This window comes from Dactylosporangium fulvum (genome assembly GCF_025137375.1).
GTDB lineage: Bacteria > Actinomycetota > Actinomycetes > Mycobacteriales > Micromonosporaceae > Dactylosporangium > Dactylosporangium fulvum.
Genome location: NZ_CP073720.1, coordinates 9,309,508 through 9,332,566, shown reverse-complemented (window position 1 = coordinate 9,332,566; position 23,059 = coordinate 9,309,508). Strand labels below are relative to the sequence as shown.

Here is a 23,059-nt window from a genome sequence, read left to right as displayed (position 1 = left end):
GGTTACCTGTGAACCAGATCCGGCTCGTCGCCGCCATCGGCGCCACCATGCTGTTGTTCACCAGCGGTACCGCCGCACACGCGGACCCTCGGGACGACAAGGCCCGCATCGACCGGCAGCTCCAGGAGACCGAGGCGACGCTCGAGGCGGCCACCGACCGGGCCAAGCAGGCCGCCGCCGAACACCAGTCGGCCGTCGCCGCGCTGCCGGCGGCCGAGGCCAACCTCGCCGACGCCAAGGGGCGGGTCATCGCCGCCGAGGCCGAGGCCCGCCAGGCCCAGCGCGATCGCGAAGCCGCCGAGGCCGTCGTCAAGAGCGCGGACGACGAGTATGCCGCCGCCTGGGAGCAGGTCGAACAGGCCCGCGAGGACGTGTCGGTGTTCGTCGCGGCGGCGTACAAGGGCAGCGGGTTCGCGATGTTCAACTCGGTCCTGGAATCCGGGTCGCCCAGCGACCTCGCGCTGCGGGTCGCGTACCTCGACCGGATCGCCGGGGAGAACCAGCGTGCCGTCGACGAGCTGACCGTCGCGCGGATGGCCGCCAAACAGCGCAGCGCCGCCGCGGAGCTGGCCCGTCGCCGGGCACAGCAGGCGGCGGACGAGACCCGCCAGCGGCTGGAGGATTCGCTCGCCGCGCAGGCCGGTGCCGCGCAGGCGGCCGCGGACGTCCGGACGTTGCTCGACCGGAGCGCCAAGGCCGAGGCGGTCGCCAACGCCGAGCGGGCGGCGGTCCTGGCGAGGTACGAACAGCTCAAGGTCGACAGCGACCGGATCGGTGCCGAACTGCGCGCCGCCGCGGCGGCCGAGGCGAAGCAGCAGAAGGCGCCGGCCAAGGCCGGCGGGGCACCGCCGAACACGGCGATCCCGCCGAAGACGGGTGCCTTCTTCCTGATGCCGGTGCGCGGCTGGAAGTCGAGCAACTTCGGCATGCGGTTCGACCCGGTGTACAAGGTCTACCAACTGCACGCCGGGATCGACGTGGCCGCGGGTGGTGGCCAGCCCATCCTCGCCGGCGCCGACGGGAAGGTCGTGCGCGCGGGCTGGGCCGGCGGCTACGGCAACTACACCTGCATCTCGCACGGCATGTACCAGGGCAAGGGTCTGGCCACCTGCTACGCGCACCAGTCGGCGATCCTGGTGAAGGTCGGCCAGGCGGTGCACCGCGGAGAGGTCATCGGCAGGGTCGGCACCACCGGGGCGTCGACGGGCAACCACCTGCACTTCGAGGTACGGGTGAACGGACGGCCCGTGCAGCCTCTCGATTGGCTACCCGGCTGTCTCTGCTGAAATCGGCCTTGCCCGGCGCGGTAATCTTCAATCGTCCTGATCTGGTCAGCTGTTGGAGGGGTCGATGCCGCGCGAAAAGGGACGCAAGGTGGTCGCGTCCAACCGGAAGGCGCGCCACGACTACGAGATCCTCGACACGTTCGAGGCCGGCGTCGCGCTGACCGGCACCGAGGTCAAGTCGCTGCGGGCCGGCCGCGCCTCGCTGGTCGACGCGTTCGGCCAGATCTCCGACGGCGAGGTCTTCCTGCATGCGATGCACATCCCCGAGTACACGATGGGAACCTGGACCAACCATCCGCCCCGCCGTGTCCGGAAACTGCTGCTGAAGCGCCAGGAGATCGACCGCATCGGGATGAAGGTGCGGGAGAGCGGTCTGACGCTCGTGCCGTTGTCGGTCTATTTCTCCGACGGATGGGCCAAAGTTGAGCTCGGGCTGGCGCGTGGCAAGAAGTCGTACGACAAGCGCCAGACATTGGCGAAACGTGACGCCGACCGGGAGATTTCTCGCGTTATGGGCCGCCGCAACAAGGGCAGAGCTGAGTAGATCTCCACGCTTGGCTGAGTAGCACTCGGCCGTAATGCGAGCAATTCGTAGAAGCCCTATAGTCCGTCCGTGACCGAGATTCGGGTCGATGTCGACCTCGAGCACCCACCGGTGTTGGTATGGCGTGCACTCACGACCGCCCGACTGGTCACCGATTGGCTGCCGACGAGCCGGTTCATGGTTCGCGACGACGGGACCTTCACGTTCCGTGCCGAGCGGCTGGAGGGTCTCGAGGACCCGGTCGAGGGTGAGATCGTCATCAGCGATGCGCCGAATCGCCTAGTCATGCGGTGGGTGGCGGAAAACCTCCACACCGTCGTGGCGCTCACCATCGCGGAGCTGGGCTCCGGCAGCCGGTTGACGATGACACAGAGCGGGTTCCTCGGCCCGCAGGGGACGATGCGGCGGCGGGTGCTGCTCAGCACGTACAGCTCCCTGTTCGAAGGTCCTTTCAAGACGGCGCTGGCGAGGGCCGCGACGGAGGGGGAGCACGGCGAGACCGGGACCACGACGGTGTGGCGCAACCAGGGCGGCCCGTTCAGCCGGCTGCCCCGGCAGGCGAACGCGTCGAGCCGGCCGGCGCCGAGGTTGAGCTCGGAGGCGCGGTCCACGGCCGGCCCGCGCCCGACGGCGGCGCTGCCCGGGTTTGCGGCGGCGGTGCTGGGCGCTCAGGCGAAGGGGGTCGCGAAGGTCACACCATCGGACTCGGACGACGAGGCTACGGCGGTGGCCGGACCCGCACAGGGCCTGCCGGCCATGCGGTCTGAGCCTGAGGGCGCCCTTGACACTTCATCCGGTGTCTCCTCGGCCGACCCCGCTCCGGGTGGCGCTTCGTCGGTCGGCCCGGCTTCGGACGGCCTTGAGGTGCGGAGCGCGCGGGTCGGTCTCGTGGCTCGTGGCGGGGCTGCGGTGCGAAGCGGCTGGACGTGGCTGGCGCGGAGCCGCGACTGGTCCGCGGACCGGCGCAGCCAGGCGGTCGCGGCGGCCGCCGCGGTGCTGCTGCTCATCGCGATGGTCGCGCTGCTGGTGGGCAAGGCGACCGCTCCGCACCCGGCGAACCCGCCGCAGGTGGGCGGGGGCGCGGCCGGGCCGGAGCAGGCCACGATGCCCGGCGTGCCGAACGCCGACAAGTCACCCAGATCGACGTCCGGGCCGGTGGTGCCGGCAACGTCGCACTCCTTGTCGCCGGCAGCCCCGTCGCCGGGCGCCGTCCAGCCGAGCACCACGCCGGCGCCGCCCCAACTGACCGCCACGTACCGGTCCGAGGACCTGCAACTGACCTCCTACCGCGTGACGATCACCGTCGCGAACCCCGGCACGGCGGCCGCCGACGAGTGGACGGTTGTGGTCATGCTGCCGATATTGGACCTGTCCGTACGGAACATCTCGGGCGCGGCGATGACGCGCACCGGCCTACGGTTGATCTTCACCCCGGTCGACGCGACCCGAACCGTCAAGCCGGGCGGCTCGGTCCAGGTGTCGTTCGAGGTCGAGGGCCTGGGAGCCCGCAACGAGCCGACCACCTGCACAATCGACGGCCGGGCGTGCACCGCAGTTCCGAAGTGATATTGGAGCGTGGAGGGGGTAAGATGGGGCGGCTGCGTGGTGCAGCACGCCAACACCACTCGCGCGCGGGGGTGACTGGTTTCGACTTTGTGCGCAGCGTTAGGGGAAGCGAGCCGAGGAAGCCGACGTTGTCTCGTGAATCAGTCGTCGGAAAACAATAAGCGCCAATTTCAAGCGCTCCGATCTCGCTCTTGCTGCCTAAGTAAGGGATGAGATCTGTCGGTCTGGGATTGCCTTCGGCCCAGTAACCGGCATCAGCTAGAAGGCTGGCCAATCGAGTCTCGTCGCGGGGCTCGTGCGGTGAGATTAATCGCGACTGGGCCCGTCATACCGACTCGCTCGTGTGATCGGTAGGGCCGAGTAGAGGCACAGCGAGCTGCGCTCGGAGAAGTCCTAACAAAGCGACGAAGGACCCGGGTTCGATTCCCGGCACCTCCACCACTGGGCGGCCCCTGCTTCGCGGCGGGGGCCGCTTGCCATGTGTGGTTCCGGATTTCCCGCGCAGGCTTCGCCTGCTCCCCAGTGGGGGGCTCCACTCACCCACGCCCCCCAAACGTAGCCGCCCTGTGAACACGTTGGACCGCGTTACCCAGCGTCCTGGTGGGTAGGACTACACCCGTTATGTCCCGACGGTCGTGTCTTCGGGATGTCAGGAGACGTGGGCCTGCCCGACCACAGTAAGGGGGTACGAACGTGCAGGAGGATCGTTTGCATCGCGAGTTGGCCACTGCCGTGGCCGAGCTGCGGACCGCGTTCATCGAGCACAACCGGGACAAGGTCGCAGCTCTCGTCACCGACAACCATGTCTCGATCATGTCCTATGCCCGCTTCGACGGGCGCGCACAGCTGCTCGACCACTTGAACGACTACGCCTTCCGGAGCTACCTGACGGACGACCTGACCACGACGCCGCTCGGCCCCGAGGAGGCGCTCATCAGCTTCCACAGCACGCTCGATGGCACCTACGTAGACAAGCCCGTGCCCCGCGATGTGCTCGTCGGCGAGGTCTGGCTGCGCCAGGACGGGAACTGGCGCGAGGCGACCTATCAGGAGACTCCGCTCTAGGGACCTCGCGGCCACAAAACCATTGCCGGCTTGTGCAGCAACGCAGTCCGCAGCCGTTCGCATTTCGGGCTGAGTACCGATGCCTTGTCACGCCCAGCGCGACGAAGGCTTAGGTAGCCGGGTTCAAGTAGGCGATCGTTACCGCCGCAGTGTTTCGGCTATGGCGTCGTGCCGCGAGCAAACTGGCGTGCCCGACCGTGTGCAACGGCCGTAGAGCGGTGAGTCGGCTCGGCTCCGCTGTTGAAGGCCTCCTGCTCACGCAGGGCGTCTGCCCTTGACAGCGGAGGGGGCTTCGCCTTCCCGCGCCCCTGCGGCAGCTTCCGGGTTGGTCGAGGTGGTCGTCGCCGTGGCGGGTTGCCTGTCACTCCCGGGTGTCGCAGGGGCGTTCGCCGTTCAGGTAGCCCGCTGCGGGGGTTGTCCTTCCTGGTCCAGTTGCCACAGGGCGCTTACGGGCATCGCCCTGAGTTTGGGTCCGAACGGCAGGGTTGTGGTGCCGGTGTAGAGGACGATGCCGGCGACGAAGTCATCGTCGAGTTTGGTGGCGAGTTGCCGTAATCCGTTGAAGTCCTCGGATCTGACGGTCGAGGCCGCCTTGATCTCGATGCCGATGACCTGGCCTTGGCGGTTTTCCAGGACTGCGTCGACCTCTACTTTGTTGTGGTCGCGGTAGTGGTAGATGTCGACGAGTTCCTGGGACCAGGTGGTCTGGCGGGCCAGTTCGGAGAGCACGAAGCCTTCGAGCAACGGACCGAACGGGGCGCCGGGACGGCGAAGCGCGTGACCGTCCAGGGCGAGCAGGCGGGCGGCGATTCCCGAGTCGACGAAGACGAGCTTGGCGGTGCTGGTGGCGCGGGTGCCGAGGTTGCGTGACCAGCCGGGTATGCGCTTGATCAGGAAGACCTCTTCAAGAAGCCGCATGTACCGCGCGATGGTGGGACGGGACAGCTGAAGTTCCGACTCAAGACTTCCGGCGGCAACGAGAAGGCCGGACCGCGCGGCGAGCAAGCGGATCAGTGTGGTCAACTGCGGTGCTCGCTCGATCTCGGCCAGCTGAGTCACTTCTCGGTCGATCAGATTCTGCACGTAGGAGTCGAGGAAGCGGCCCCGGCGGCGCGTGTCGGTGCGGGCGACCGCCTCTGGCAGTCCTCCGCGGACGACCCTTTCCGCATAGTCGATCCGGGTTACCGCACTCTCGTGCCGGATGGTCGGCCCCAGCCGGAAGGCCGCGTCGATGAAGCCGTCCGGAGTGCGGTCGATCTCGCCTTGGGAGAATGGCCAGAGTTCAATGGTTTCCATCCGGCCGGGAAGAGTGTCAGGAAGGCCCCGGAGTGCGAGCAAACGGGATGAACCAGTGAGCAGAAAGCGACCAGGCCGAGGGTCCGCGTCCACGTCGGCCTTGATGGCCAGCAGCAGCTCCGGCGCCCGCTGGATCTCGTCGATGACTATGAGGCCCTCAAACGAAACGAAGCCCACGGGGTCTTCGAGCGCCGACTGCCGGTCTTGAGGGAGATCGAGGTCCCGCCATTCAGCGGCCCGATCGCCGGCCACGCTACGCACGAGTGTGCTCTTGCCCGACTGCCGGGCCCCGTTCACGAGCACGACACGGGTATCTGCCAGCGCCTCGACGACAGCCGACGTCGCACGCCGGGGGATCAGATCCGACCGTGACATGCGGCGAGCCTATCAGGTCGCTTTCGCTCCGCGATGGTTTGCCTTTCGATATGCGACGGGAGCGGCTCCGGTCTGCGAGGAGGTCCGTTCCGCCGGCGGCCCCTTGGCGTTGCGTCGATGGAGGGTTCAAGTAAGCCACCGTTGCCTCCGCTACTGGCGGCCCCTGCTTCAGGGCAGGGGCCGCTGCCGTTCGTGGCTCCGGGTTCCTCGCGCTCGTTTCGCTCGCTCTCCGGTGGGGAGCTTTGCTCCACCCACACCCCCTCAAACCCCGGGGTGGCGCGCTCCGTCGGGTTCAAGTACGCCGTCGCTTTTCGGGTCGGCCTGCCTGTCCGCGGTCGATCGTCTGCCGAAACTCGGGCGACGTGGTTCCGGTTGGCGTCGACAATGTGTCGGTGTCCGATCCGATGGTGTCGTTCGCTCGCACGCTGGGTGAGCGTCGTGTTCGTGAGGATCACGCTCGGGGGGATGGCCGGCTCGGCCCTTCGTGCGGTGCGGTACGTCGACATCGACTACCTCCGCGAAGAGGTTGCCCCTGAGCATCAAGGTCCTCGCCGTATCGTCGACGAGGCGGAGTGGAGCCGGCCCTCCTGGCGGTACGCCGGATTCGACTCCATCGACCATGGTGTCGAGTTGGAATGCGCTGACGGCCGGGTCTTCGGTGTGACGTGGCAGTCGCCCGGCTGGACCGAGGGACTGGTGTTCTGGGAGCAGCGGTTGATCGGCAACGCTGTGGTTTCCGACGCGGCCGTGGCGGTGTGGGACGTGACATGTCGCAGCGGCTGGGTGGACTTCGTCGGCGAGGCCTTGCGCGACGTTCGTCTTCATTACGAGCCTTGGGACGACGGATACTGGTGTCCAGGCGCAACGATTAGCTTCGGGCCCGGCGACGTACGACTCCACCTGGGCGAGGCGCGTGCTCCCGACTGGCGCCTCGGGCCGTCCGCCGACAACATCGCGGTGATCTTCCCCTCGTCACCGCTGGCGCCATGGCGTGGAGCAGGTCAAGAGTGACGAGACTTCGTCATTCCGGGGGGTTCAGGTTTCCCCTGCTTACGCGTGGCCCTGTCTCCATGGCTGGGTCAACGGCGGAGAGCAGGGGTCGGCGGCGAGTGGAGTGCTCGGGGAAGGGCGGGTGAATTGGCTAGCCTTCAAGCTGTCCGCGGAAGCGCTCCTCCTCGGCCTTCTTTCTGGCTTTGTGTACAGGTCCTTCTGGTCGAAGATCGCTTTCTTTCTGTCGGGACTGACGAGCGGCGGAACCTCGCTGCCGACGGCGCCGTAGTTGTGCAGCGGGAGGAGGAGATCCTGCGGCACAAGACGCCGATCCGCCGCGCCTCGCTTCGGGTCGTCGCGCCGCTCACCTGTTGAAGATCGGTACAGCTGGGGACCTCGGACATCGTCCGCCGTCGGTGGTTCGGGGTGCTTCGCGCAGGCTTCGCATACTCCCGCTGAGCGTTTGGGTGTCGGATCTTGTGGCATCCCTTTGGCTGGCGCGGAGGTCGCGGACTGAAGCGAACGGACTGCATCGTCGATTCACGTCGGTTTATGTCCGGCGAAATGTTTCTGGCGTGTAACTCTTCCGTTGCCATCGTTGCCAGTCTACTGTCACGCTACGTGAGAGAGCGCTCTCACGTCACGCCGCCCAACCCCGCCGCATTTCGATGCTTGGAGGCGTTCACCCCATGAAATGGAGCCGTCGAGACCCAGTTCAACATCAATCGCCCTGGCGTGCCGGCCTGGCCAAGTTGGCCGTCGCCGCGTCCGCCGTCGTCCTGGTCGTTGTCGGCAGCAGTGGCCCAGCTGCCGCCGCACCCGGGGACTACACCCAGAGCGTCACGCAGTTGAACGCGACGCAGGCCCAGATCTCGTTCACGCCGACGACCCCCGCCCGTTACGTCGACGTCCACTACCTTTCCCCCAACACTGGCCAGCAGAACTTCCGCATGACCAACAACGCCGGGACCTGGCAGCGTACCGTCAGCTCGCTGACCAGCGGATTCGTGTTGGAGTACTGGTTCACCTACGAGAAGAACGGCCCGCAGTTCGATACGCCGCACTTCTTCTACACCCAGGGCGGCGCGACCGGCACGGTCGCCACGCCGACGTTCAGCCCGCCCGGCGGGACGTACGCGACCGCGCAGTCGGTGACGCTGGCGACGGCGACGGCTGGGGCGAGCATTCGGTTCACGTTGGACGGCTCGACGCCCACGGCGTCTTCGACGTTGTACACCGGTCCGCTCACGATCTCGGCGACGACCACGGTGCGGGCGATCGGTTTGCTGGCCGGTCAGGCGGACTCCGCGGTGGCCAGCGCGACCTACACGATCAGTACCGCGATCTCATGTACGACCCAGCCCGACATCCCGGACTTCGGCCCGAACACGCGCATCTTCGACCCGAGCATGTCCACCGCGACCATCCAGGCGCAGCTCGATGCCGACTTCAACGCGCAGAAGGACACCCAGACCGCCCAGATGGCCAGCCGGCGGGTGGCCCACCTGTTCAAGCCGGGCACGTACAACGTGCGCGACGACGTCGGCTTCTACACCTCGGTCGCCGGCCTCGGTCAGGACCCGGGCGGCGTGACGATCAACGGTGACGTTACGGTCGACGCCTTCAATGCCTCCGATGCCGGCAACGCGACGCAGAACTTCTGGCGTTCGGCGGAGAACCTGACCATCGTCCCGAGCAGCGGCTCCGACCGCTGGGCGGTGTCGCAGGCCGCTCCGTTCCGTCGGATCGACGTCCGCGGCAACCTGCTGCTCTACCCGGCGAGCTTCGGCTTCGCCAGCGGCGGCTACATCTCCGACACGAGGGTGTCGGGGCAGGTCTCGTCCGCGTCGCAGCAGCAGTGGTACACCAAGGACAGCACCCTCGGCAGCTGGAACGGCAGTGTGTGGAACATGGTGTTCTCCGGCACCGCGGGTGCCCCGGCGAACTCCTTCCCGACGCCGCCGATGACCACGCTGGGCACCACTCCGGTCTCCCGTGACGTGCCGTACCTGTACATCGACGGCACCGGAAAGTACCGGGTGTTCCTGCCGTCGCTGCGCACTAACGCCTCCGGCGCGAGCTGGGCCGGCGGCAGCACACCCGGCTCGTCGCTGCCGATGAGCCAGTTCTATGTCGTGAAGGCGGCTGACACCGCCTCGACGATCAACGCCGCGCTGGCGTCAGGCTGCAACCTGTTCTTCACCCCCGGCGTCTACCACCTCAACCAGACCCTCAACGTGACGAGGGCCAACACCGTCGTGCTCGGCATCGGGTACCCGACGCTCATCCCGGACAACGGGGTCAACGCCCTGCAGGTCGCCGACGTCGACGGCGTCCGGATCAAGGGCCTGCTGTTCGACGCGGGCACGACCAACTCGGCGGCCCTGTTGACGGTCGGCCCGTCCGGCTCGACCGCCGACCACACGGCCAACCCGACGACGCTGCAGGACGTGTTCTTCCGCATCGGCGGCGCGACCGTGGGTAAGGCGACGAACAGCCTCGTCGTCAACAGCAACAACGTGATCGTCGACCACACCTGGGCCTGGCGCGCCGATCACGGCAACGCGGGCACCGTCGGCTGGACGATCAACACGGCGGACACCGGAGTCCTGGTCAACGGCAACAACGTCCTGGCGACCGGCCTGTTCGTCGAGCACTACCAGAAGTACGAGGTCGTCTGGAACGGCCAGAACGGCAAGACGATCTTCTTCCAGAACGAGAAGCCGTACGACGTGCCGGACCAGGCATCCTGGATGGCTCCGAACGGGCTCAACGGGTACGCCGCGTACAAGGTGGGGCCCAACGTCACCACGCACGAGGCATGGGGATTGGGCAGCTACTGCTTCTTCAACACCAACCCCGCGGTGAACCTCTACCACTCGTTCGAGGTGCCGAACACCGCCGGCGTACGGTTCCACAGCGTGCTGACCGTATCGCTCAACTTCAAGGGCACCATCACCCATGTCATCAACGACACGGGCGCGGTCACGCCGTCTGGCACCACCCCGGTCAAGGTGACGAACTACCCGTAGGCCCCGGGGCCGGCCGGTGCCGGTTCAGGTACGCCCATCGTCAGCTCTACCACCGGCGGCCCCTGCTTTGCGGCAGGGGCCGCCTGCCGTTGTGGTTCCGGGTTCTTTCCCGTTCGCTTCGCCTACACCCCGAAGGGAAGGAGCGAGCCTGCGCGACATGCCGCCGGTTGCTGTACTGGTTGATCCTGCCCGTACGACGAACGGAGAGCGCTGTGGAAGACGGCTGGACATCCTCCGACGTGTGGATTCTGCGCGGGCTGGTCCACATGGCCTTGCCTGCTGCGCCCGGCTGGTCGCGGGCTCAGGTAGCCGGGTTCAAGCAGTCCATCGTCACCTCCACCACTGGGCGGCCCTGCTTTGCGATGGGAGCTACTTGCGCCGCTCCGACCGTGGCCGGCTTATCGGCTGTCGCGGCCGCCGACCTGCTCCACCAAGGGCTCCGGGCGGCTCTCGTCAATCATGCTCATGACGGTGAGCGCGATGGCCCGGACTCCGAATGCCACTGCGGTGAATACGCCCAACTGGATCGGATCGATCCCGGCGTCGCTGTCGACCGTGATGGACGGATCGGTCGTCACCTCCCCGGCGATCCGGTACTGCGCAATCGTCAGACAGATTGCCAGCAGTGTGACGGCAGTCGCGATGGCGGACCGGCGGGTGGCTCCGGTTCCCAGCCACACCGAGACCCCGGTCGCTGCGCCGAGCCCAGCGGCGATCACCAGAGAATTGACGAGATCGATCGACACGGCCGATCCGGTCCGGCCGGCGTGTGCCGCTTGCAGGCTCATCGCGCCCAACAGCAGACCGACCGCCGTCCCTCCCCCGACCGTCCACAGTGGTCGAGGGCGCGTGGCGGCCAGCCAGAAGACGGCCGTCGTGAACAGTACGGCGAACACGGTCAGCACCATGCTCGGGGCCAGCAGGAAGTGGACCTGGTAGTCACTCATGTGGATGGCGGTGGCGGCCACGAAGAGCATGTCGTCGCGCGCGGTCTCGACCAGCGCCCACGACCCGACCAGTACCAGCAGGAGACGATTGCGCACCGTCCGCCCCTGGTCGGTCATCCGGACCAGGCAGAATACGGCCAGCAGGCACCCGACACCATTGCCGAGGAGTACTCCGAGGACGAACCAGACCTGGTAGTCCACAGCGTGCTCGGCCTCCTCACGGATGCGACTCGAAGGAACCTCACGACAGGGCGGCCAGCCCTCGGTGCTACCGAGATTGGTTTCGATCGCGCACAGTGGTGCGGATGGGAACGTCGTGTGCATTTGGAACGATCCGAGCTGCCAGTGGCGCGCACACCGTACACCGCGGCCGCTACATCATCGGAGACCGGGATGCAACGAGTACCGGTCCGGCGGGGCCTGCTGAGCGCCGACCATCTCGCCACGCTCGGCAAGCACCGCTGGCAGCGCAACTTCTACAGCTGACCGCTCAGCCGGCGCCTCCGGTGCCGCACCCGGAGGCGCCACACGAGGAGGAGCACAGCGACGCCGCCGCCGACGGCGGGAACGGTCAGGGCCAACGGCCAGGGACCGCGCTGCGGGCGGCTGGCGTTCCGGACGGCCAGGTCGGGCAGCAGGCCGGTCGCGAGTTGCAGGTCGAACACCTGGCAGGTCTGGAGGCCCAGCTCGCAGGTTGAGCCGGTGTCGAAGCGGGACAGTGTCCGGCGGGTGTCGGCGCCGAGCTGTACCTCGGCCAGCGAGAGCTGCCCCTTGGCGTTCGCGGCCGCGACGATGATGCTCTGCGCCGAGCGCCAGCCGAGGAGTTGCACGACGTCCTGCACCGGTCCCGGCGGCGTGTCGCCGTCGGCGACGGCGACGAAGTCGACGTTGCGGGGCGTCGAGAGGAACACGCCGTGGTCGGTGCCGCCGCTGCCGGCCGGCCCGGCCCCGGCCCACGGCACGGTGGCGAGGAACCGGCCATCCGGCGACCAGCCGACGTTGGCGGCCAGTTCCCGCCCGACCGTGATGTGGACGCTGCCGGACTCGCGGCCGTCGAGGTCGATGAGGTGCACCTCTTGGCCGACCTGAACAGCCAGCCGGCGACTGTCCGGGGCGAACGCCGCCGTCCACGCCGGTTTGCCGGCCGGTAGCTCACGGCTCCGTCCGGTCGACAGGTCGAGCAGCCGCAACGTACCGGTGTGGGCCACCGAGGTGTCCACGAAGTCGACGGTGCCGTCGGAGCCGGTGAGCGGTGCGGCGCTGTAGGCCACGTAGCGGCCGTCCGGGGACCAGGCGAGGAGTCGTACGCCGACCGGGTCACCGAGCGGGATCGAGTCGCGCTTGCCGGTCGTCAGGTCAACGAGGAGCAGGTCGCCGGTCGGGCCGCGGTCGTCGCCGAGCAGCACCCGGGTCCCGTCCGGGGCGAGCAGCGCCGACGGCCGGTCGCGCTCGTCCATGGCGTCGACCCGCCGGTACGTGTCCCGGTCGGCCCCGACGACCAGCGGCTGGAACATGTTGAACAGCTCGCCGTTGCCGTAGCCGTAGAGGGCGATCGCGCGACCGGGCGGTGCCTTCGTGACGGTACTGGTGAGCAGCGAATACCCGGCGAAGCGGTCCGGCAGGCCGGGCCGGTGCGACGGAGCGGCCGGCTGAGCGGGGAGCCGCACGCCGGGCACGATCACGACGGCAAGGGCGATCAGGACGACCGCCCACACCGCGGCGGTGCCGATCAGCCGGCGGCGGACCGAGCGGCGGCCACGGGTCAGCACGGTGTCCAGATAGCCGGCCGACATCGGCGGCGCAGGCTCGTCGGGCAGGGTGGCGAACAGGTCTCTCATAGGGTGTCCGCTCCTCCCGGCACGTAGTTCGGCAGTAGGCGCCGCAGCGCCGCGATGGCGTACGACGTCTGGCTCTTGACGGTCCCGGGTGAGCACCCCAGCGCCGCCGCGGTCTGGGCGACGTCGAGGTCCTCCCAGTAGCGCAGGACCAGCACCGCCCGCTGCCCGCGGGACAGCTTGGCGAGCGCGGCCAGCAGGTCGATGCGGTGTTCGGTCCCGGTCAGCGGTGTCGCCGGAGGACCGGTGACGTCGGCAGAGGGGCGGACCCGGCGGGTCCAGAACCGCTCCCGCTCGGCGAGGTAGGCGTGGACCAGCATCGACCGTACATATGCGTCGGTGGAGTCGGCCGCCGACGCCTTCCGCCAGTGCCGGTACAGCGCGACGAGGCACTCCTGGAGCAGGTCGTCGGCGGCCGACCAGTCGCCGCACAGCCTGTATGCGAGTCGTCGCAGCGACGGCATGCGCGCCTGCACGTACTCGACGAAATCCTGTTCATCCCGCAACCCGGCCTCCCAGCAACACTAGGAGTGGTTCGCGGCCCGGTTCGGTTGTGGCGCCACCGTGCCTACTTTTCGACGAGCGTGGCAGGCTGGACCGGGCCCGCATCACGTACGAGGTGGCGTGAGGGACGCGGGCAGCCCGAACCGGGTGAACAGGGCCGGGTCGATGAACGACGTGATCGCGGCGATCCGGTCGTCGCGCAGGGTCAGGACGTTGATCGACCACGCAGTGTGCGGGCCCGCGGGGTCGGCGGCGAGGTAGCACGCGATCGCGGGCACGTCCGCGGTCAGCAGGGCCACCAGCGCGTCGGCGTCGCCGCGCTCGAGCGCCGAGGCGTAGCCGGCGACGATCTCGCGGACGCGCCGGTCGTCGATGTTGCGCAGGGTCCGCTGCTGGCTCGCCGGAGGCACCCGCTCCGCCACCACCTTCCGGGCGCGTGCCAGCGCGGAGTTCACCGACGTGATCGACGTCTTCATCATCGTGGCGATCTCGGCGGCGGAGAACGCCAGCACCTCGAACAGCAGCAGGGCCGCGCGCTGGTTGCCGGGCAGGTGCTGGAGGGCGGCGACGAAGGCCAGCTCGACGGCCTCGCGCTGCTCGTAGTGCAGGCCGGTCTCGGGGTAGGGCTCCAGCCACGCCACGTCGGTGCGCGGGGTGTTGTCGATCGCGGTGCGGTCGCTCGACGGGCCGAGGTCGACCGGGAGGGCCCGCCGCCCGCGCGCCTCGATGAGGTCGAGGCAGGTGCGGGTGGCGACGGTGTAGAGCCACGACCGCAGGGAGGCGCGGCCCTCGAACAGGGCCAGCCCCTGCCAGGCGCGCAGCAGCGCCTCCTGCAGGGCGTCGTCGGCGTCGTGGGTGGAACCGAGCATGCGGTAGCAGTGAGCGTGCAGCTCGCGGCGCATCGGCTCGACGAGGCGCGTGAAGGCGCCGTCGTCGCCCCGCCGGGCGAGGTCGAGGTCCGGCGTCGAAAGTGTCGAAGAAATCTTGCTCACGAGCGACGATTCCTCCTCTCGGCGGCGGTCCCCCTTGTGAACGGTAGCCCACAGTACTGCCCGGGAGGTCCCATGAACCGCACGTCAACCGTCACCGCCGGCTCGCTCCGGGTGCCCGACGCCACCCTGTACTACGAGGTGCGGGGCCAGGGGCCACTCGTGGTCCTCGTCGGCGCGCCGATGGACGCCACCTTCTTCGCGCCGGTGGCCGACCTGCTCGCCACCGACCACACCGTGCTCACCACCGATCCGCGGGGCGTCAACCGGAGCGTCCTCGACGACCCGGACCGGGACTCGACGCCCGAAATGCGCGCCGACGACCTCGCCCGGCTGATCGCCCACCTCGACCTGGGCCCGGCCGCGGTCCTCGGCTCCAGCGGCGGCGCCGTCACCGCGCTGGCGCTGGCGCTCGGCCACCCCGATCGGGCGCACACCGTGATCGCACACGAGCCGCCGCTCAACGAGATGCTCGAGAACCCGCAGGAGCGGCATGCGGCGGTCGAGGACATCATCACCACGTACAACTCGGGCGACATCCCGGGCGCGTGGGTCAAGTTCTTCGTCAACGCGAACATCCCCCTGCCGGACTTCGACGGCGCCGGTGCGCCGCCGGAGCCGGACCCGGTGCAGGCGGCGACCGAGCGCTTCTGGTTCCTGCACGAGATGCGGCCGTCGACCCGCTGGCGGCCCGACATCCCGGCACTCCGGGCCACCCCGACCCGGATCGTGGTCGGGGCGGGGGAGGACTCGGCGGGTCAGCTGTGCGATCTCGCCGCTTCCGCACTGGCCTCGGCCCTCGGCACGGAACCGGCGCCGTTCCCCGGCGGTCACATCGCCTTCGTGGACGACCCGGCCGGGTTCGCACCGCGCCTGCGTGCCATCCTGGAGAGCTAGTTCGGGGAAGTTGTCACATCTGCCGGCGTTCCTCGGTCAGTTCTATGACCTGAGGACGTGAGGGAACGTGACGATGAACGACGACTGGCTCGCCGAACGGTTCGAGGAGCACCGTGGCCGGCTCCGCGCGGTGGCGTACCGCATGCTCGGCTCGTTCGCCGAGGCGGACGACGCCGTCCAGGAGACCTGGCTGCGGCTGAGTCGCACCGGCAGCGACGAGATCGGCAACCTCGGCGGCTGGCTGACGACCGTCGTCTCCCGGGTATCGCTGAACATGCTGCGCAGCCGGGAGACGCGGCGTGAGGTACACGTGCCGGATCCCGTGATCGCGGTGGACACCGGACCCGATCCGGAGCAGGAGGCGCTGATCGCCGACGCGGTCGGCCTGGCGTTGCTGGTGGTGCTCGACACCCTCGAGCCCGCCGAGCGGCTGGCGTTCGTCCTGCACGACATGTTCGCGCTGCCGTTCGACGAGATCGCGCCCATCGTCGACCGGACGCCGACCGCGGCCCGGCAGCTGGCGAGCCGGGCCCGCCGCCGGGTGCAGGGCAGCGGCGCGGTGCCCGACACCGACCTGCCCCGGCAGCGGGAGGTGCTCGACGCGTTCCTGGCCGCTTCGCGGCGCGGTGACTTCGCCGCGCTGGTGGCCCTCCTCGACCCCGACGTGGTGCTCCGCGCCGACACCGCCACCATGGAGATCATCCGCGGTGCCGAGCAGGTGGCCCAGCGGGCGCTGAGCTTCCCCGAGGCCGCTCAGCTGGCCCGCCCGGCGATCGTCAACGGCGCGGCCGGCCTGGTCACGGTGATCGACGGCCGGCCGGTCGGGGTCATGGGTGTGACGGTCCGGGGCGGCCTGATCACCGAGATCGACCTCATCGCCGACCCGGAACGCCTTCAGCGGATCGATTTGACGATCCAGTAGCGACCGGGAGGTCCGACGCCGTGGACCTGCGGTTGCGGAAGGCGAGCACCATGATCGTCCGGTGACCGTACCGGTCGCCGAGCGCACCGGCGGCGAAGAGCGCGGTGGCGAACAGCAGCGCGTACGACCCGACCGCCCACTGCAGCTCACCAGGGGAGGCACCGAGTCCGGTGCGCGGATCCGCGATGCGCTCCAGGGCGATGCCCAGGATCGTCGTGTCAATAGTTCCACGGCGCACAATGGTCGGGTGAGCCTCGACGACGACTGCTCGACCTTCCTTGTCCGGCACGCGTGGCTGAGCCTGCGCGGCGTGGTGGCGGAGGCGCTGGTCCGGCACGACCTCTCGGTCGCGCAGTTCGCGTCGCTGATGATGTTGGAAGCGTCGCCCGGCATGTCCGTCGCCGACGTGGCACGCAAGGTGTCCACCGCCCGGCAGTCGGCCAACGAGATGCTGGGTGGCCTGGAGCGGGCCGGCCTGGTGGAGCGGCGCCCGCACCCGAGCGACCGCCGTGCTCAGCAGATCTTCCTGACCGAGGCCGGACGGTCCCGGCTGGCCGCGGCGATGCCGACCGTGAAGGAGGTGGAGGCCCGGCTGTCGGCCGGCTTCACCACCGATGAACTCGCGGTAATCAACGCCTGGCTCACTCGGATGGCGGCCGCGTCGGGCGTGCCCGCCCAGGTCGGTGAGGAGATCCCAACGCTCTGACCTGGACAAAATGTGTCCCAGGTCACATCATGTTCTAGGGGACGTATCGCGGCGGAGGTGCGTCATGGAACTGGTCGGCGGTATACAACGCATGGAACACGCCATCCAGACGCCGGTGTGGGATCCGGCATGGCGGCCCGGAGTGAGCCGGGCGGTCGCCCTGTTGAAGGCGGCATTCGCAGAACACGTCGATAGGACCGAAGGCCCTTCCGGCCTCTATGCGGGTGTGGTCGGCGACGCGCCGCGCCTCGCCCGATACCTCACGGTCCTGGTCGACGACCACGAGACCGTGCGGTCCGCTCTCGACGGGCTCGAGGGCCGGCTGGACAGCTGTGATCACGAGGCGGTCCGCTGCGAGGCGACTCAGCTGATCCAGGCGATGTGGGAGCACCGCCAGCGGGGCGCCGACCTGCTGTACGAGGCGTACGAGACCGATCTCGGCGGCGAAACCTGACGGAACCGTTACGGCGGCCCGGCAGGCGTGGCGGGCGATGATCGGCGCTCTACCCTCGAACGGTGGGGCAGCGAGTGCTGGTCGTCGACGACGATCCGACCGTGAGTGACGTCGTCCGCCGATACCTGGAACGGGAAGGCTTCGCCGTCCGGCTCGCCGGCGACGGGCCGTCGGCGCTCGACGCCTACGCGCAGGAGCGGCCCGACCTGCTGGTCCTCGACCTCATGCTCCCCGGCATCGACGGCCTCGAGGTCTGCCGCCGCCTGCGCGAGCGGGACCGGGACCTGCCGATCATCATGCTCACTGCCCTCGGCGAGGAGTCCGACCGGGTCCTGGGCCTGGAAATCGGCGCCGACGACTACGTGACCAAACCCTTTTCACCCCGGGAGTTGGTACTTCGGGTGCAGTCGGTCCTGCGCCGCACCAGCCCGGCACCGCCGCAGGTCGCCGAGCTGGTCGACGGGGACCTGCGGGTCGACGTCGCGCGCCGCACGGCGAGCCTGCACGAGCTGGAGCTCGCGCTGACCGTGCGCGAGTTCGACCTGCTCGCGTTCCTCATGCGCAACCCCGGCCGGGTGTTGCGCCGCGCCGAGCTGCTCCAACAGGTCTGGGGCTGGACGTTCGGCGACCAGTCCACCGTCACCGTCCACATACGACGGCTGCGGGAGAAGGTCGAGGACAACCCGGCGGAACCGAAGCGCATCCTGACCGTCTGGGGCGTCGGATACCGGTACGAATATGCGTGACGTCCTGCTCACCTTCGTGATGGCACTCGGCGGCTCCCTCGCCGTCGCCGTCGCCGGGCTGCTCGTGCTCCGCGGGCCGCTGCGCGGCCGGTCGGTGACCGCGCACATCGTCGTCCTGCTGCTGGTTACCGTGCTCAGCGTCCTCGCCGGCATCCTCGGCGCGTCGATGGAGATGTTCATCTCCGACCACGACCTGCACGTCCTGCTGATCGTGGTCGGCACCGCCGCCACCGTCAGCCTCGCGACCGGACTCTGGGCCGGCCGCCGGCTCGCCCGGGCCAGCATGTGGGCGGCCGAGGCCCGCGAGCAGGAGCGCGAGGCCGAGGCCCGCCGGCGCGAACTCGTCGCCTGGGTGTCGCACGACCTGCGCACGCCCCTCGCCGGGCTGCGCGCGATGGCCGAGGCCCTCGACGACGGCGTGGTCTCCGACCCCGAGACGGTCGCCGACTACCACCGGCGGATCAGCACCGAGACCGACCGCATGGCGGCGCTCGTCGACGACCTCTTCGAGCTGTCCCGGATCAACGCCGGCGCGCTGCGGCTGTCACTGTCGGCTGTGCCGCTCGGTGACGTCGTCTCCGACGCGATCGCCTCCGCCGGCCCGCTCGCCAGCGCGGCCCACATCAAGATCGTCGCTGAACCGTCCGGCGGGGGCGGAGGCTGGCCGACCGTCCGCGGCTCGGTCCCCGAACTGTCCCGCATCGTCAACAACCTGCTGCTCAACGCGATCCGCTACACCCCGCCCGACGGCACGGTGACGGTCACCGGGGGACAGGACGCCGCGGGCGGGTGGCTCGCCGTGAGCGACACCTGCGGAGGCATCGCCGAGGCCGACCTGCCGCGCGTGTTCGACGTGGCGTTTCGCGGCGCTCCGGCCCGTACACCATCGAAGGAAGCGGGCGGCGGACTCGGCCTCGCCATCGTCCGTGGCCTGGTCGAGGCGCACCACGGCGACGTGGCCGTCGACAACGTCAACGGCGGCTGCCGCTTCATGGTGCGCCTGCCGCTCGGTGGCGCGTCTGCCTAGCGCAGACCCTCCAGGGCGTGCTGGCACGGGTCATCCGGCAGCTCCGGCAGCTGCGGGATGACGTCGAGCAGCACCTTTCGCAGCCGGCCGGTGTTCTCCCCGAAGACGCGGAAGACCTCCTCCTGGGTGACGCCGTGGTCCCCCTCCACGCCGGCGTCCAGGTCGGTCACCAGCGCGATCGAGGTGTAGCAGAGCGCCAGCTCGCGGGCGAGCACCGCCTCCGGGTGGCCCGTCATGTTCACGACAGCGCCGCCCATCGACGCATACCAGCGGGACTCCGCCCGGGTGGAGAAGCGCGGGCCCTCGACGACCACCATCGTGCCGTCGCCGGCCTCGATGCCGTGCTCGGCGGCCACCTTCTTCACCACCTCGCGCCCTACCAGGCAGTAAGGATCGGCGAAGTTCACATGCACGGCGCCCTCGTCGTAATAGGTCTGGACGCGGCCCGACGTGCGGTCGATCAGCTGGTCGGGCACCACGAACGTGCCCGGCCCCAGCTCGGGCCGCAGCCCGCCGACCGCGCACGGGGCGAGGATCTGACGGACGCCGATCTCGCGGAGCGCCCAGAGATTCGCCCGATAGGGGATCCGGTGCGGCGGGAACCGGTGGTCCCGCCCGTGCCGCGGCAGAAACGCGGTGCGCCGGCCGTGCACCGTGGCCAGCGTGATCGGATCGGAGGGTGGGCCATACGGCGTGTCGACCACGTGCTCTTCCGCATCGTCGAGCAACGCATAGAGTCCGGAACCACCGATGACGGCGACGTCGGCGAGTGAGGTCACGCAACAGACCCTAACCGTGACGCGCGGGTCAGGCTATGGTGCGAGGCATGACCCTCGCACCCCGCTCTGCGATGATCCATTCAGCGCGTGCGGTCCTCGTCCGCGCGGTCGGACATGTTTGCTGGTGGGGCTGATGTCCATGCACGGGGATCTCGGTGGGATGGAAGGACACTCGTCCGGGCAGACGCCGACCGGTCGCGGTTCACCGCGACCCGGCTCGTCGTCCGGCACCGGCCGGGGAACATCGAGACAGCGTCGAGGGAGGGCGATGGAGTCGTTGACCGGGCGGCTGCTGGTGGCGACCCCCGCGCTCCGCGACCCGAACTTCGAGCGCACCGTCGTCCTGGTGGTCGCGCACGAAGAAGGCGGCGCTCTGGGCGTCGTGCTCAACCGTGCGACCGAGGTCCAGGTGTCCGACGTCCTCGGCGGCTGGGGCGCCCTGGCGGGTGAACCCCCGGTAGTCTTCGAAGGCGGCCCGGTCCAGCCGGAGGCCGCGATCTGCCTGGCGCGCACCCGGCCGGGCGTGGAGGATCTGGCAGGCTTCAACCGCGTCTCGGGCGCCGTCGGCACCGTGGACCTGTCGGGTGATCCTGATCTCCTCGTCGCCGGCGTTCTCGGCGTGCGAGTCTTCGCCGGCTACGCCGGGTGGTCCCCCGGCCAGCTGGAGCGCGAGATCGAGGGTGGTTCGTGGTTCGTCTTCGACGCCCTGCCCAGCGACGCTTTCGCCCCCCGACCGGACGACCTGTGGCAGATGGTCCTCCGCCGCCAGGGCGGCTTGCTGGCCGCCGTCGCCCACTACCCGGCGGACCCGACCCAGAACTAGGAACCCGGTGTGAGACCCCTGTGGGGTGTGTGTACTATTCCGTGAGTGCCCGCGAGAGCGGACATCGAGATGGGGCCGTGGCGCAGCTGGTAGCGCACCACACTGGCAGTGTGGGGGTCAGGGGTTCGAGTCCCCTCGGCTCCACCCATCTGAACGCACGACAAACGCCCTGGTAATCGCGGATAACCGCGACACCAGGGCGTTCACCGTTCTAGGGGTTAAGCGGGCCGCGTGCCACTACCGTGCCACTTCAGGCGTTGATCTTGCTTCCCGCCTCCTCGATCAGGGCATCGAGCGCCGCCGCGATGGCGTGATCCCGATCACGGGTGGCGTGCTGGTAGATCATGGCCGCGCGGGTGCTGGAGTGGCCGATGCGCGCCATGAGTTCCTTGAGGGTGGCGCCCAGGTGAACCTGCCGACCATCGCTGCGGCGTGCACCGCGCAAGGTCTTGCCGTCCACCGCGATCACCGTGCGGTACCGCTGCGGCTTCGGGGTTACCAGCGCCGTGCGGGCGCAGAGCCAGCCGGCGAGGACGACGCTGAGCGGGTCGTCGTCGAGGCGGGTCAACAGCCGCCAGACGGTGCTGCCGGCTGGTATCCCACGGGTGAACCCGAGCCGGTCCTGAGCGTGTTCGTCCAGGTCGTGCAACCAGTCCGTGATCGCGGCGAAGGACGATGCCCCGCCAGAACGGCGCAGACCGCGACCGCCAGTAACGCGGTCAGCGGGTAGCGCACGCCGCGCGGGTCACGCGGATCGGGAACCGCGGCGAGGACGTGCAGCAAGCCGCCGTGTTCACCATCGGTGACCGGCGCGGCCGGGCCGATCGAGGTAGGTGCCGTTACGGCCAGTGCTGAGATGAGCGATGATGCCATCGGCGGGTGAGGTCTTCCTCGGAGTCGTGAAGCGTCGCAACTCCATGATCACCGATGCGGCCTCACCCGCTTTCTTCGCCTCCACAGAGGCCAACAACCCGTGAAAACCCCTGTTCAGCGGCCCGCCGCCCGACTACGCAATGGCGCTGGGTCTGATCCTGCCTACGGCAATGGCCCCTTGAAGGACTCGACCTCAAAGGTCATCCCTCAAACCGGTAGATGTTCGGTTGGATCGGATTCTGCACCGCCTTTCCTTGGCTCGGTACGCGAGAATTTCGGGCTGTTCTTTTCGTGCGGCATGCCGCGAAGGCCGCGGAACGGGTGGTCGTCCGATATCGGGCCGTACCACGCCTGACTCCGTCCACCCGGGCGAGGGAATACCCAGGACCCGATCGGCGCGGACCGACGACGACTCGAGGGCCAAACGGGCGAGGGAATACCCAGGACCCGATCGGCGCGGACCGACGACGACTCGAGGGCCAAACGGAGGGAAGCGCCCGCTCGTATAGGCTTGTCTCGCTATGTATAAGTGCAGCTCTGGGCCCCTTCTGGAGGCTGCCGTGCCATTGCATGTTGCACTGACCGGTCGTTCAGGGTCTAGAATCGAGATATTCGCCACCATCGACGGTGTCGCCCGCGGTGACGGTGTGAGACGTGCCTGGTTTCCGTTCGCCAGCGATGAATGGGGGATTGATGACGGTCACCGAGAATAGGTCACCTAAGCATACCGCTCTCCGGGCGGTGGAGGTCAGTCTGAATGACAACCGCGAGGAGAATGCCGCACCCGAGATCCTTGAGGCTGCGGTTCGGGCTTTTGAAGAGTGTGGGTACGAGCGAGCGAGCATAAAACAGATCGCGGAGCTTGCCGGCACCTCCAAGTCATTGGTGACCTACTATTTTCCCACAAAGCAGACGCTGGCGTCTGCAGTGATCGACCTCGCGTACCCGGGTGGCGTCTTCATGGGGTCGCCTCGTCTCGTCGGCAATCCGCTTGACGCAATCGTGTGGGTTGCCGAGCACGTGACTATGAACGTGCTTCACAGCCCGCTCGCTCGGGTGGCGATCAAACTCGGTGAGGAGGTTGCCGGCGACAAGGGCTTCGGCGGCCGCCTGTCTGGTTGGTATGTCAGGCTGACCGACTACCTCGAAGAGGCGCGGCAGATGTGTCTGATATCCCCGGGCATCAATCCAATTGTGGAGGCGAAATTTCTGCTCTGCGGCATCGTCGGGGTTGTTACCGTGGCGATGGAGACAGGGTCTCGTCTCTCGCTGGTCGACGACGCCGTCCAAATCACCCGCGATCGTCTTGCGTGTCTCCGCGTTCCGCGAGCTCGTCCCGAATGAGGGTGCAGCGGTCGGGCTGGTCCGCCTGCCGCACAACACGCCCTCCCTGAGAAGGCTCG

At 68.8% G+C, this 23,059-nt stretch carries 22 protein-coding genes, 1 tRNA gene and 1 other RNA gene; 16 read left to right on the top strand and 8 right to left on the bottom strand.

Annotated elements, in window-relative coordinates; all coding sequences use genetic code 11:
• Positions 1–8: 8 nt before the first annotated feature.
• From Dfulv_RS48675 to Dfulv_RS42975, 5 genes are all read left to right on the top strand, one after another.
• Complete coding sequence (locus tag Dfulv_RS48675) at positions 9–1,286, top strand: M23 family metallopeptidase (RefSeq protein ID WP_319805729.1); 1,278 nt, start codon at positions 9–11, stop codon at positions 1,284–1,286.
• A gap of 64 nt (positions 1,287–1,350) precedes the next feature.
• The gene (gene smpB / locus Dfulv_RS42990) at positions 1,351–1,830 is read left to right on the top strand and encodes an SsrA-binding protein SmpB (protein WP_259859563.1); all 480 of its coding nucleotides are present in this window, start codon (positions 1,351–1,353) and stop codon (positions 1,828–1,830) included.
• Between the two features lie 69 nt (positions 1,831–1,899).
• Positions 1,900–3,396, top strand: coding sequence for an SRPBCC domain-containing protein (locus tag Dfulv_RS42985; RefSeq protein ID WP_259859562.1), 1,497 nt, complete (start codon positions 1,900–1,902; stop codon positions 3,394–3,396).
• 67 nt (positions 3,397–3,463) lie between these two features.
• Positions 3,464–3,837: a transfer-messenger RNA gene (ssrA, locus tag Dfulv_RS42980) on the top strand.
• Positions 3,838–4,104: 267 nt separating this feature from the next.
• On the top strand, positions 4,105–4,461 hold the full coding sequence (locus Dfulv_RS42975) for a nuclear transport factor 2 family protein (protein WP_259859561.1): 357 nt from the start codon (positions 4,105–4,107) through the stop codon (positions 4,459–4,461).
• A 393-nt stretch (positions 4,462–4,854) separates the two neighbouring features.
• Here Dfulv_RS42975 and Dfulv_RS42970 read toward each other — a convergent pair whose 3' ends face one another.
• The gene (locus tag Dfulv_RS42970) at positions 4,855–6,132 is read right to left on the bottom strand and encodes an ATP-binding protein (RefSeq protein ID WP_259859560.1); all 1,278 of its coding nucleotides are present in this window, start codon (positions 6,130–6,132) and stop codon (positions 4,855–4,857) included.
• Between the two features lie 444 nt (positions 6,133–6,576).
• Between Dfulv_RS42970 and Dfulv_RS42965 the strand changes: the two genes are divergently transcribed.
• Both Dfulv_RS42965 and Dfulv_RS42960 read left to right on the top strand, forming a co-directional pair.
• The gene (locus Dfulv_RS42965) at positions 6,577–7,143 is read left to right on the top strand and encodes a hypothetical protein (RefSeq protein ID WP_259859559.1); all 567 of its coding nucleotides are present in this window, start codon (positions 6,577–6,579) and stop codon (positions 7,141–7,143) included.
• 731 nt (positions 7,144–7,874) lie between these two features.
• Positions 7,875–10,154: a chitobiase/beta-hexosaminidase C-terminal domain-containing protein gene (locus Dfulv_RS42960; RefSeq protein ID WP_259859558.1), complete on the top strand. Its 2,280-nt coding sequence runs from the start codon at positions 7,875–7,877 to the stop codon at positions 10,152–10,154.
• A gap of 398 nt (positions 10,155–10,552) precedes the next feature.
• Here Dfulv_RS42960 and Dfulv_RS42955 read toward each other — a convergent pair whose 3' ends face one another.
• The 4 genes from Dfulv_RS42955 to Dfulv_RS42940 form a co-directional block, all read right to left on the bottom strand.
• Entirely contained in the window at positions 10,553–11,302 is a 750-nt protein-coding gene (locus tag Dfulv_RS42955) for a hypothetical protein (protein WP_259859557.1), read from the bottom strand.
• Positions 11,303–11,577: 275 nt separating this feature from the next.
• Positions 11,578–12,939 (bottom strand): hypothetical protein, encoded by a 1,362-nt coding sequence (locus Dfulv_RS42950; protein WP_259859556.1) that lies wholly within the window; start codon positions 12,937–12,939, stop codon positions 11,578–11,580.
• Positions 12,936–13,442 (bottom strand): SigE family RNA polymerase sigma factor, encoded by a 507-nt coding sequence (locus tag Dfulv_RS42945; RefSeq protein ID WP_259859555.1) that lies wholly within the window; start codon positions 13,440–13,442, stop codon positions 12,936–12,938. Before Dfulv_RS42945 ends, Dfulv_RS42950 begins: the two co-directional genes overlap by 4 nt.
• Positions 13,443–13,544: 102 nt before the next feature.
• Positions 13,545–14,432 carry an RNA polymerase subunit sigma-70 gene (locus Dfulv_RS42940; protein WP_259859554.1) on the bottom strand — a complete coding sequence of 296 codons (888 nt, stop codon included), beginning with the start codon at positions 14,430–14,432 and terminating at the stop codon, positions 13,545–13,547.
• 72 nt (positions 14,433–14,504) lie between these two features.
• On the opposite strand from Dfulv_RS42940, the gene Dfulv_RS42935 reads away from it, so the two are divergent.
• The 6 genes from Dfulv_RS42935 to Dfulv_RS42910 all read left to right on the top strand — a co-directional run bounded on the left by Dfulv_RS42935 (position 14,505) and on the right by Dfulv_RS42910 (position 19,181).
• Complete coding sequence (locus Dfulv_RS42935; RefSeq protein WP_259859553.1) at positions 14,505–15,326, top strand: alpha/beta fold hydrolase; 822 nt, start codon at positions 14,505–14,507, stop codon at positions 15,324–15,326.
• A 73-nt stretch (positions 15,327–15,399) separates the two neighbouring features.
• Positions 15,400–16,248 carry a sigma-70 family RNA polymerase sigma factor gene (locus Dfulv_RS42930; RefSeq protein WP_259859552.1) on the top strand — a complete coding sequence of 283 codons (849 nt, stop codon included), beginning with the start codon at positions 15,400–15,402 and terminating at the stop codon, positions 16,246–16,248.
• A gap of 61 nt (positions 16,249–16,309) precedes the next feature.
• A complete protein-coding gene (locus Dfulv_RS42925) occupies positions 16,310–16,954 on the top strand; it encodes a MarR family winged helix-turn-helix transcriptional regulator (protein WP_259859551.1) in 645 nt (214 codons plus the stop codon).
• A gap of 64 nt (positions 16,955–17,018) precedes the next feature.
• A complete protein-coding gene (locus Dfulv_RS42920) occupies positions 17,019–17,408 on the top strand; it encodes a hypothetical protein (RefSeq protein ID WP_259859550.1) in 390 nt (129 codons plus the stop codon).
• A 62-nt stretch (positions 17,409–17,470) separates the two neighbouring features.
• Positions 17,471–18,154 (top strand): response regulator transcription factor, encoded by a 684-nt coding sequence (locus Dfulv_RS42915; RefSeq protein WP_259859549.1) that lies wholly within the window; start codon positions 17,471–17,473, stop codon positions 18,152–18,154.
• Entirely contained in the window at positions 18,147–19,181 is a 1,035-nt protein-coding gene (locus Dfulv_RS42910; protein ID WP_259859548.1) for a sensor histidine kinase, read from the top strand. Before Dfulv_RS42915 ends, Dfulv_RS42910 begins: the two co-directional genes overlap by 8 nt.
• Here Dfulv_RS42910 and Dfulv_RS42905 read toward each other — a convergent pair.
• Complete coding sequence (locus Dfulv_RS42905; RefSeq protein ID WP_259859547.1) at positions 19,178–19,960, bottom strand: S-methyl-5'-thioadenosine phosphorylase; 783 nt, start codon at positions 19,958–19,960, stop codon at positions 19,178–19,180. The genes Dfulv_RS42910 and Dfulv_RS42905 overlap by 4 nt on opposite strands.
• Before the next feature lie 268 nt (positions 19,961–20,228).
• On the opposite strand from Dfulv_RS42905, the gene Dfulv_RS42900 reads away from it, so the two are divergent.
• A complete protein-coding gene (locus tag Dfulv_RS42900) occupies positions 20,229–20,783 on the top strand; it encodes a YqgE/AlgH family protein (protein WP_259859546.1) in 555 nt (184 codons plus the stop codon).
• A 71-nt stretch (positions 20,784–20,854) separates the two neighbouring features.
• Positions 20,855–20,927: transfer RNA gene (locus tag Dfulv_RS42895), tRNA-Ala, on the top strand.
• 106 nt (positions 20,928–21,033) lie between these two features.
• Here Dfulv_RS42895 and Dfulv_RS42890 read toward each other — a convergent pair.
• Positions 21,034–21,351, bottom strand: coding sequence for a hypothetical protein (locus Dfulv_RS42890; protein ID WP_259869873.1), 318 nt, complete (start codon positions 21,349–21,351; stop codon positions 21,034–21,036).
• Positions 21,348–21,656 (bottom strand): transposase family protein, encoded by a 309-nt coding sequence (locus Dfulv_RS42885; RefSeq protein ID WP_344405841.1) that lies wholly within the window; start codon positions 21,654–21,656, stop codon positions 21,348–21,350. The genes Dfulv_RS42890 and Dfulv_RS42885 overlap by 4 nt, the downstream gene beginning before the upstream one ends.
• A gap of 693 nt (positions 21,657–22,349) precedes the next feature.
• Here Dfulv_RS42885 and Dfulv_RS42880 point away from each other — a divergent pair.
• On the top strand, positions 22,350–23,000 hold the full coding sequence (locus Dfulv_RS42880; protein ID WP_259859545.1) for a TetR/AcrR family transcriptional regulator: 651 nt from the start codon (positions 22,350–22,352) through the stop codon (positions 22,998–23,000).
• Positions 23,001–23,059 lie beyond the last annotated feature (59 nt).

What these genes read in the sequence shown, in the direction of transcription:
- Dfulv_RS42970 (WP_259859560.1), bottom strand. Translation starts at nt 6,132, where the DNA reads ATGTCACGGTCGGATCTGATCCCCCGGCGTGCGACGTCGGCTGTCGTC.
- Dfulv_RS42910 (WP_259859548.1), top strand. Translation starts at nt 18,147, where the DNA reads ATGCGTGACGTCCTGCTCACCTTCGTGATGGCACTCGGCGGCTCCCTC.
- Dfulv_RS42900 (WP_259859546.1), top strand. Translation starts at nt 20,229, where the DNA reads ATGGAGTCGTTGACCGGGCGGCTGCTGGTGGCGACCCCCGCGCTCCGC.
- Dfulv_RS42950 (WP_259859556.1), bottom strand. Translation starts at nt 12,939, where the DNA reads ATGAGAGACCTGTTCGCCACCCTGCCCGACGAGCCTGCGCCGCCGATG.
- smpB (WP_259859563.1), top strand. Translation starts at nt 1,351, where the DNA reads ATGCCGCGCGAAAAGGGACGCAAGGTGGTCGCGTCCAACCGGAAGGCG.
- Dfulv_RS42935 (WP_259859553.1), top strand. Translation starts at nt 14,505, where the DNA reads ATGAACCGCACGTCAACCGTCACCGCCGGCTCGCTCCGGGTGCCCGAC.
- Dfulv_RS42920 (WP_259859550.1), top strand. Translation starts at nt 17,019, where the DNA reads ATGGAACTGGTCGGCGGTATACAACGCATGGAACACGCCATCCAGACG.
- Dfulv_RS42930 (WP_259859552.1), top strand. Translation starts at nt 15,400, where the DNA reads ATGAACGACGACTGGCTCGCCGAACGGTTCGAGGAGCACCGTGGCCGG.
- Dfulv_RS42880 (WP_259859545.1), top strand. Translation starts at nt 22,350, where the DNA reads ATGACGGTCACCGAGAATAGGTCACCTAAGCATACCGCTCTCCGGGCG.
- Dfulv_RS42885 (WP_344405841.1), bottom strand. Translation starts at nt 21,656, where the DNA reads ATGGCATCATCGCTCATCTCAGCACTGGCCGTAACGGCACCTACCTCG.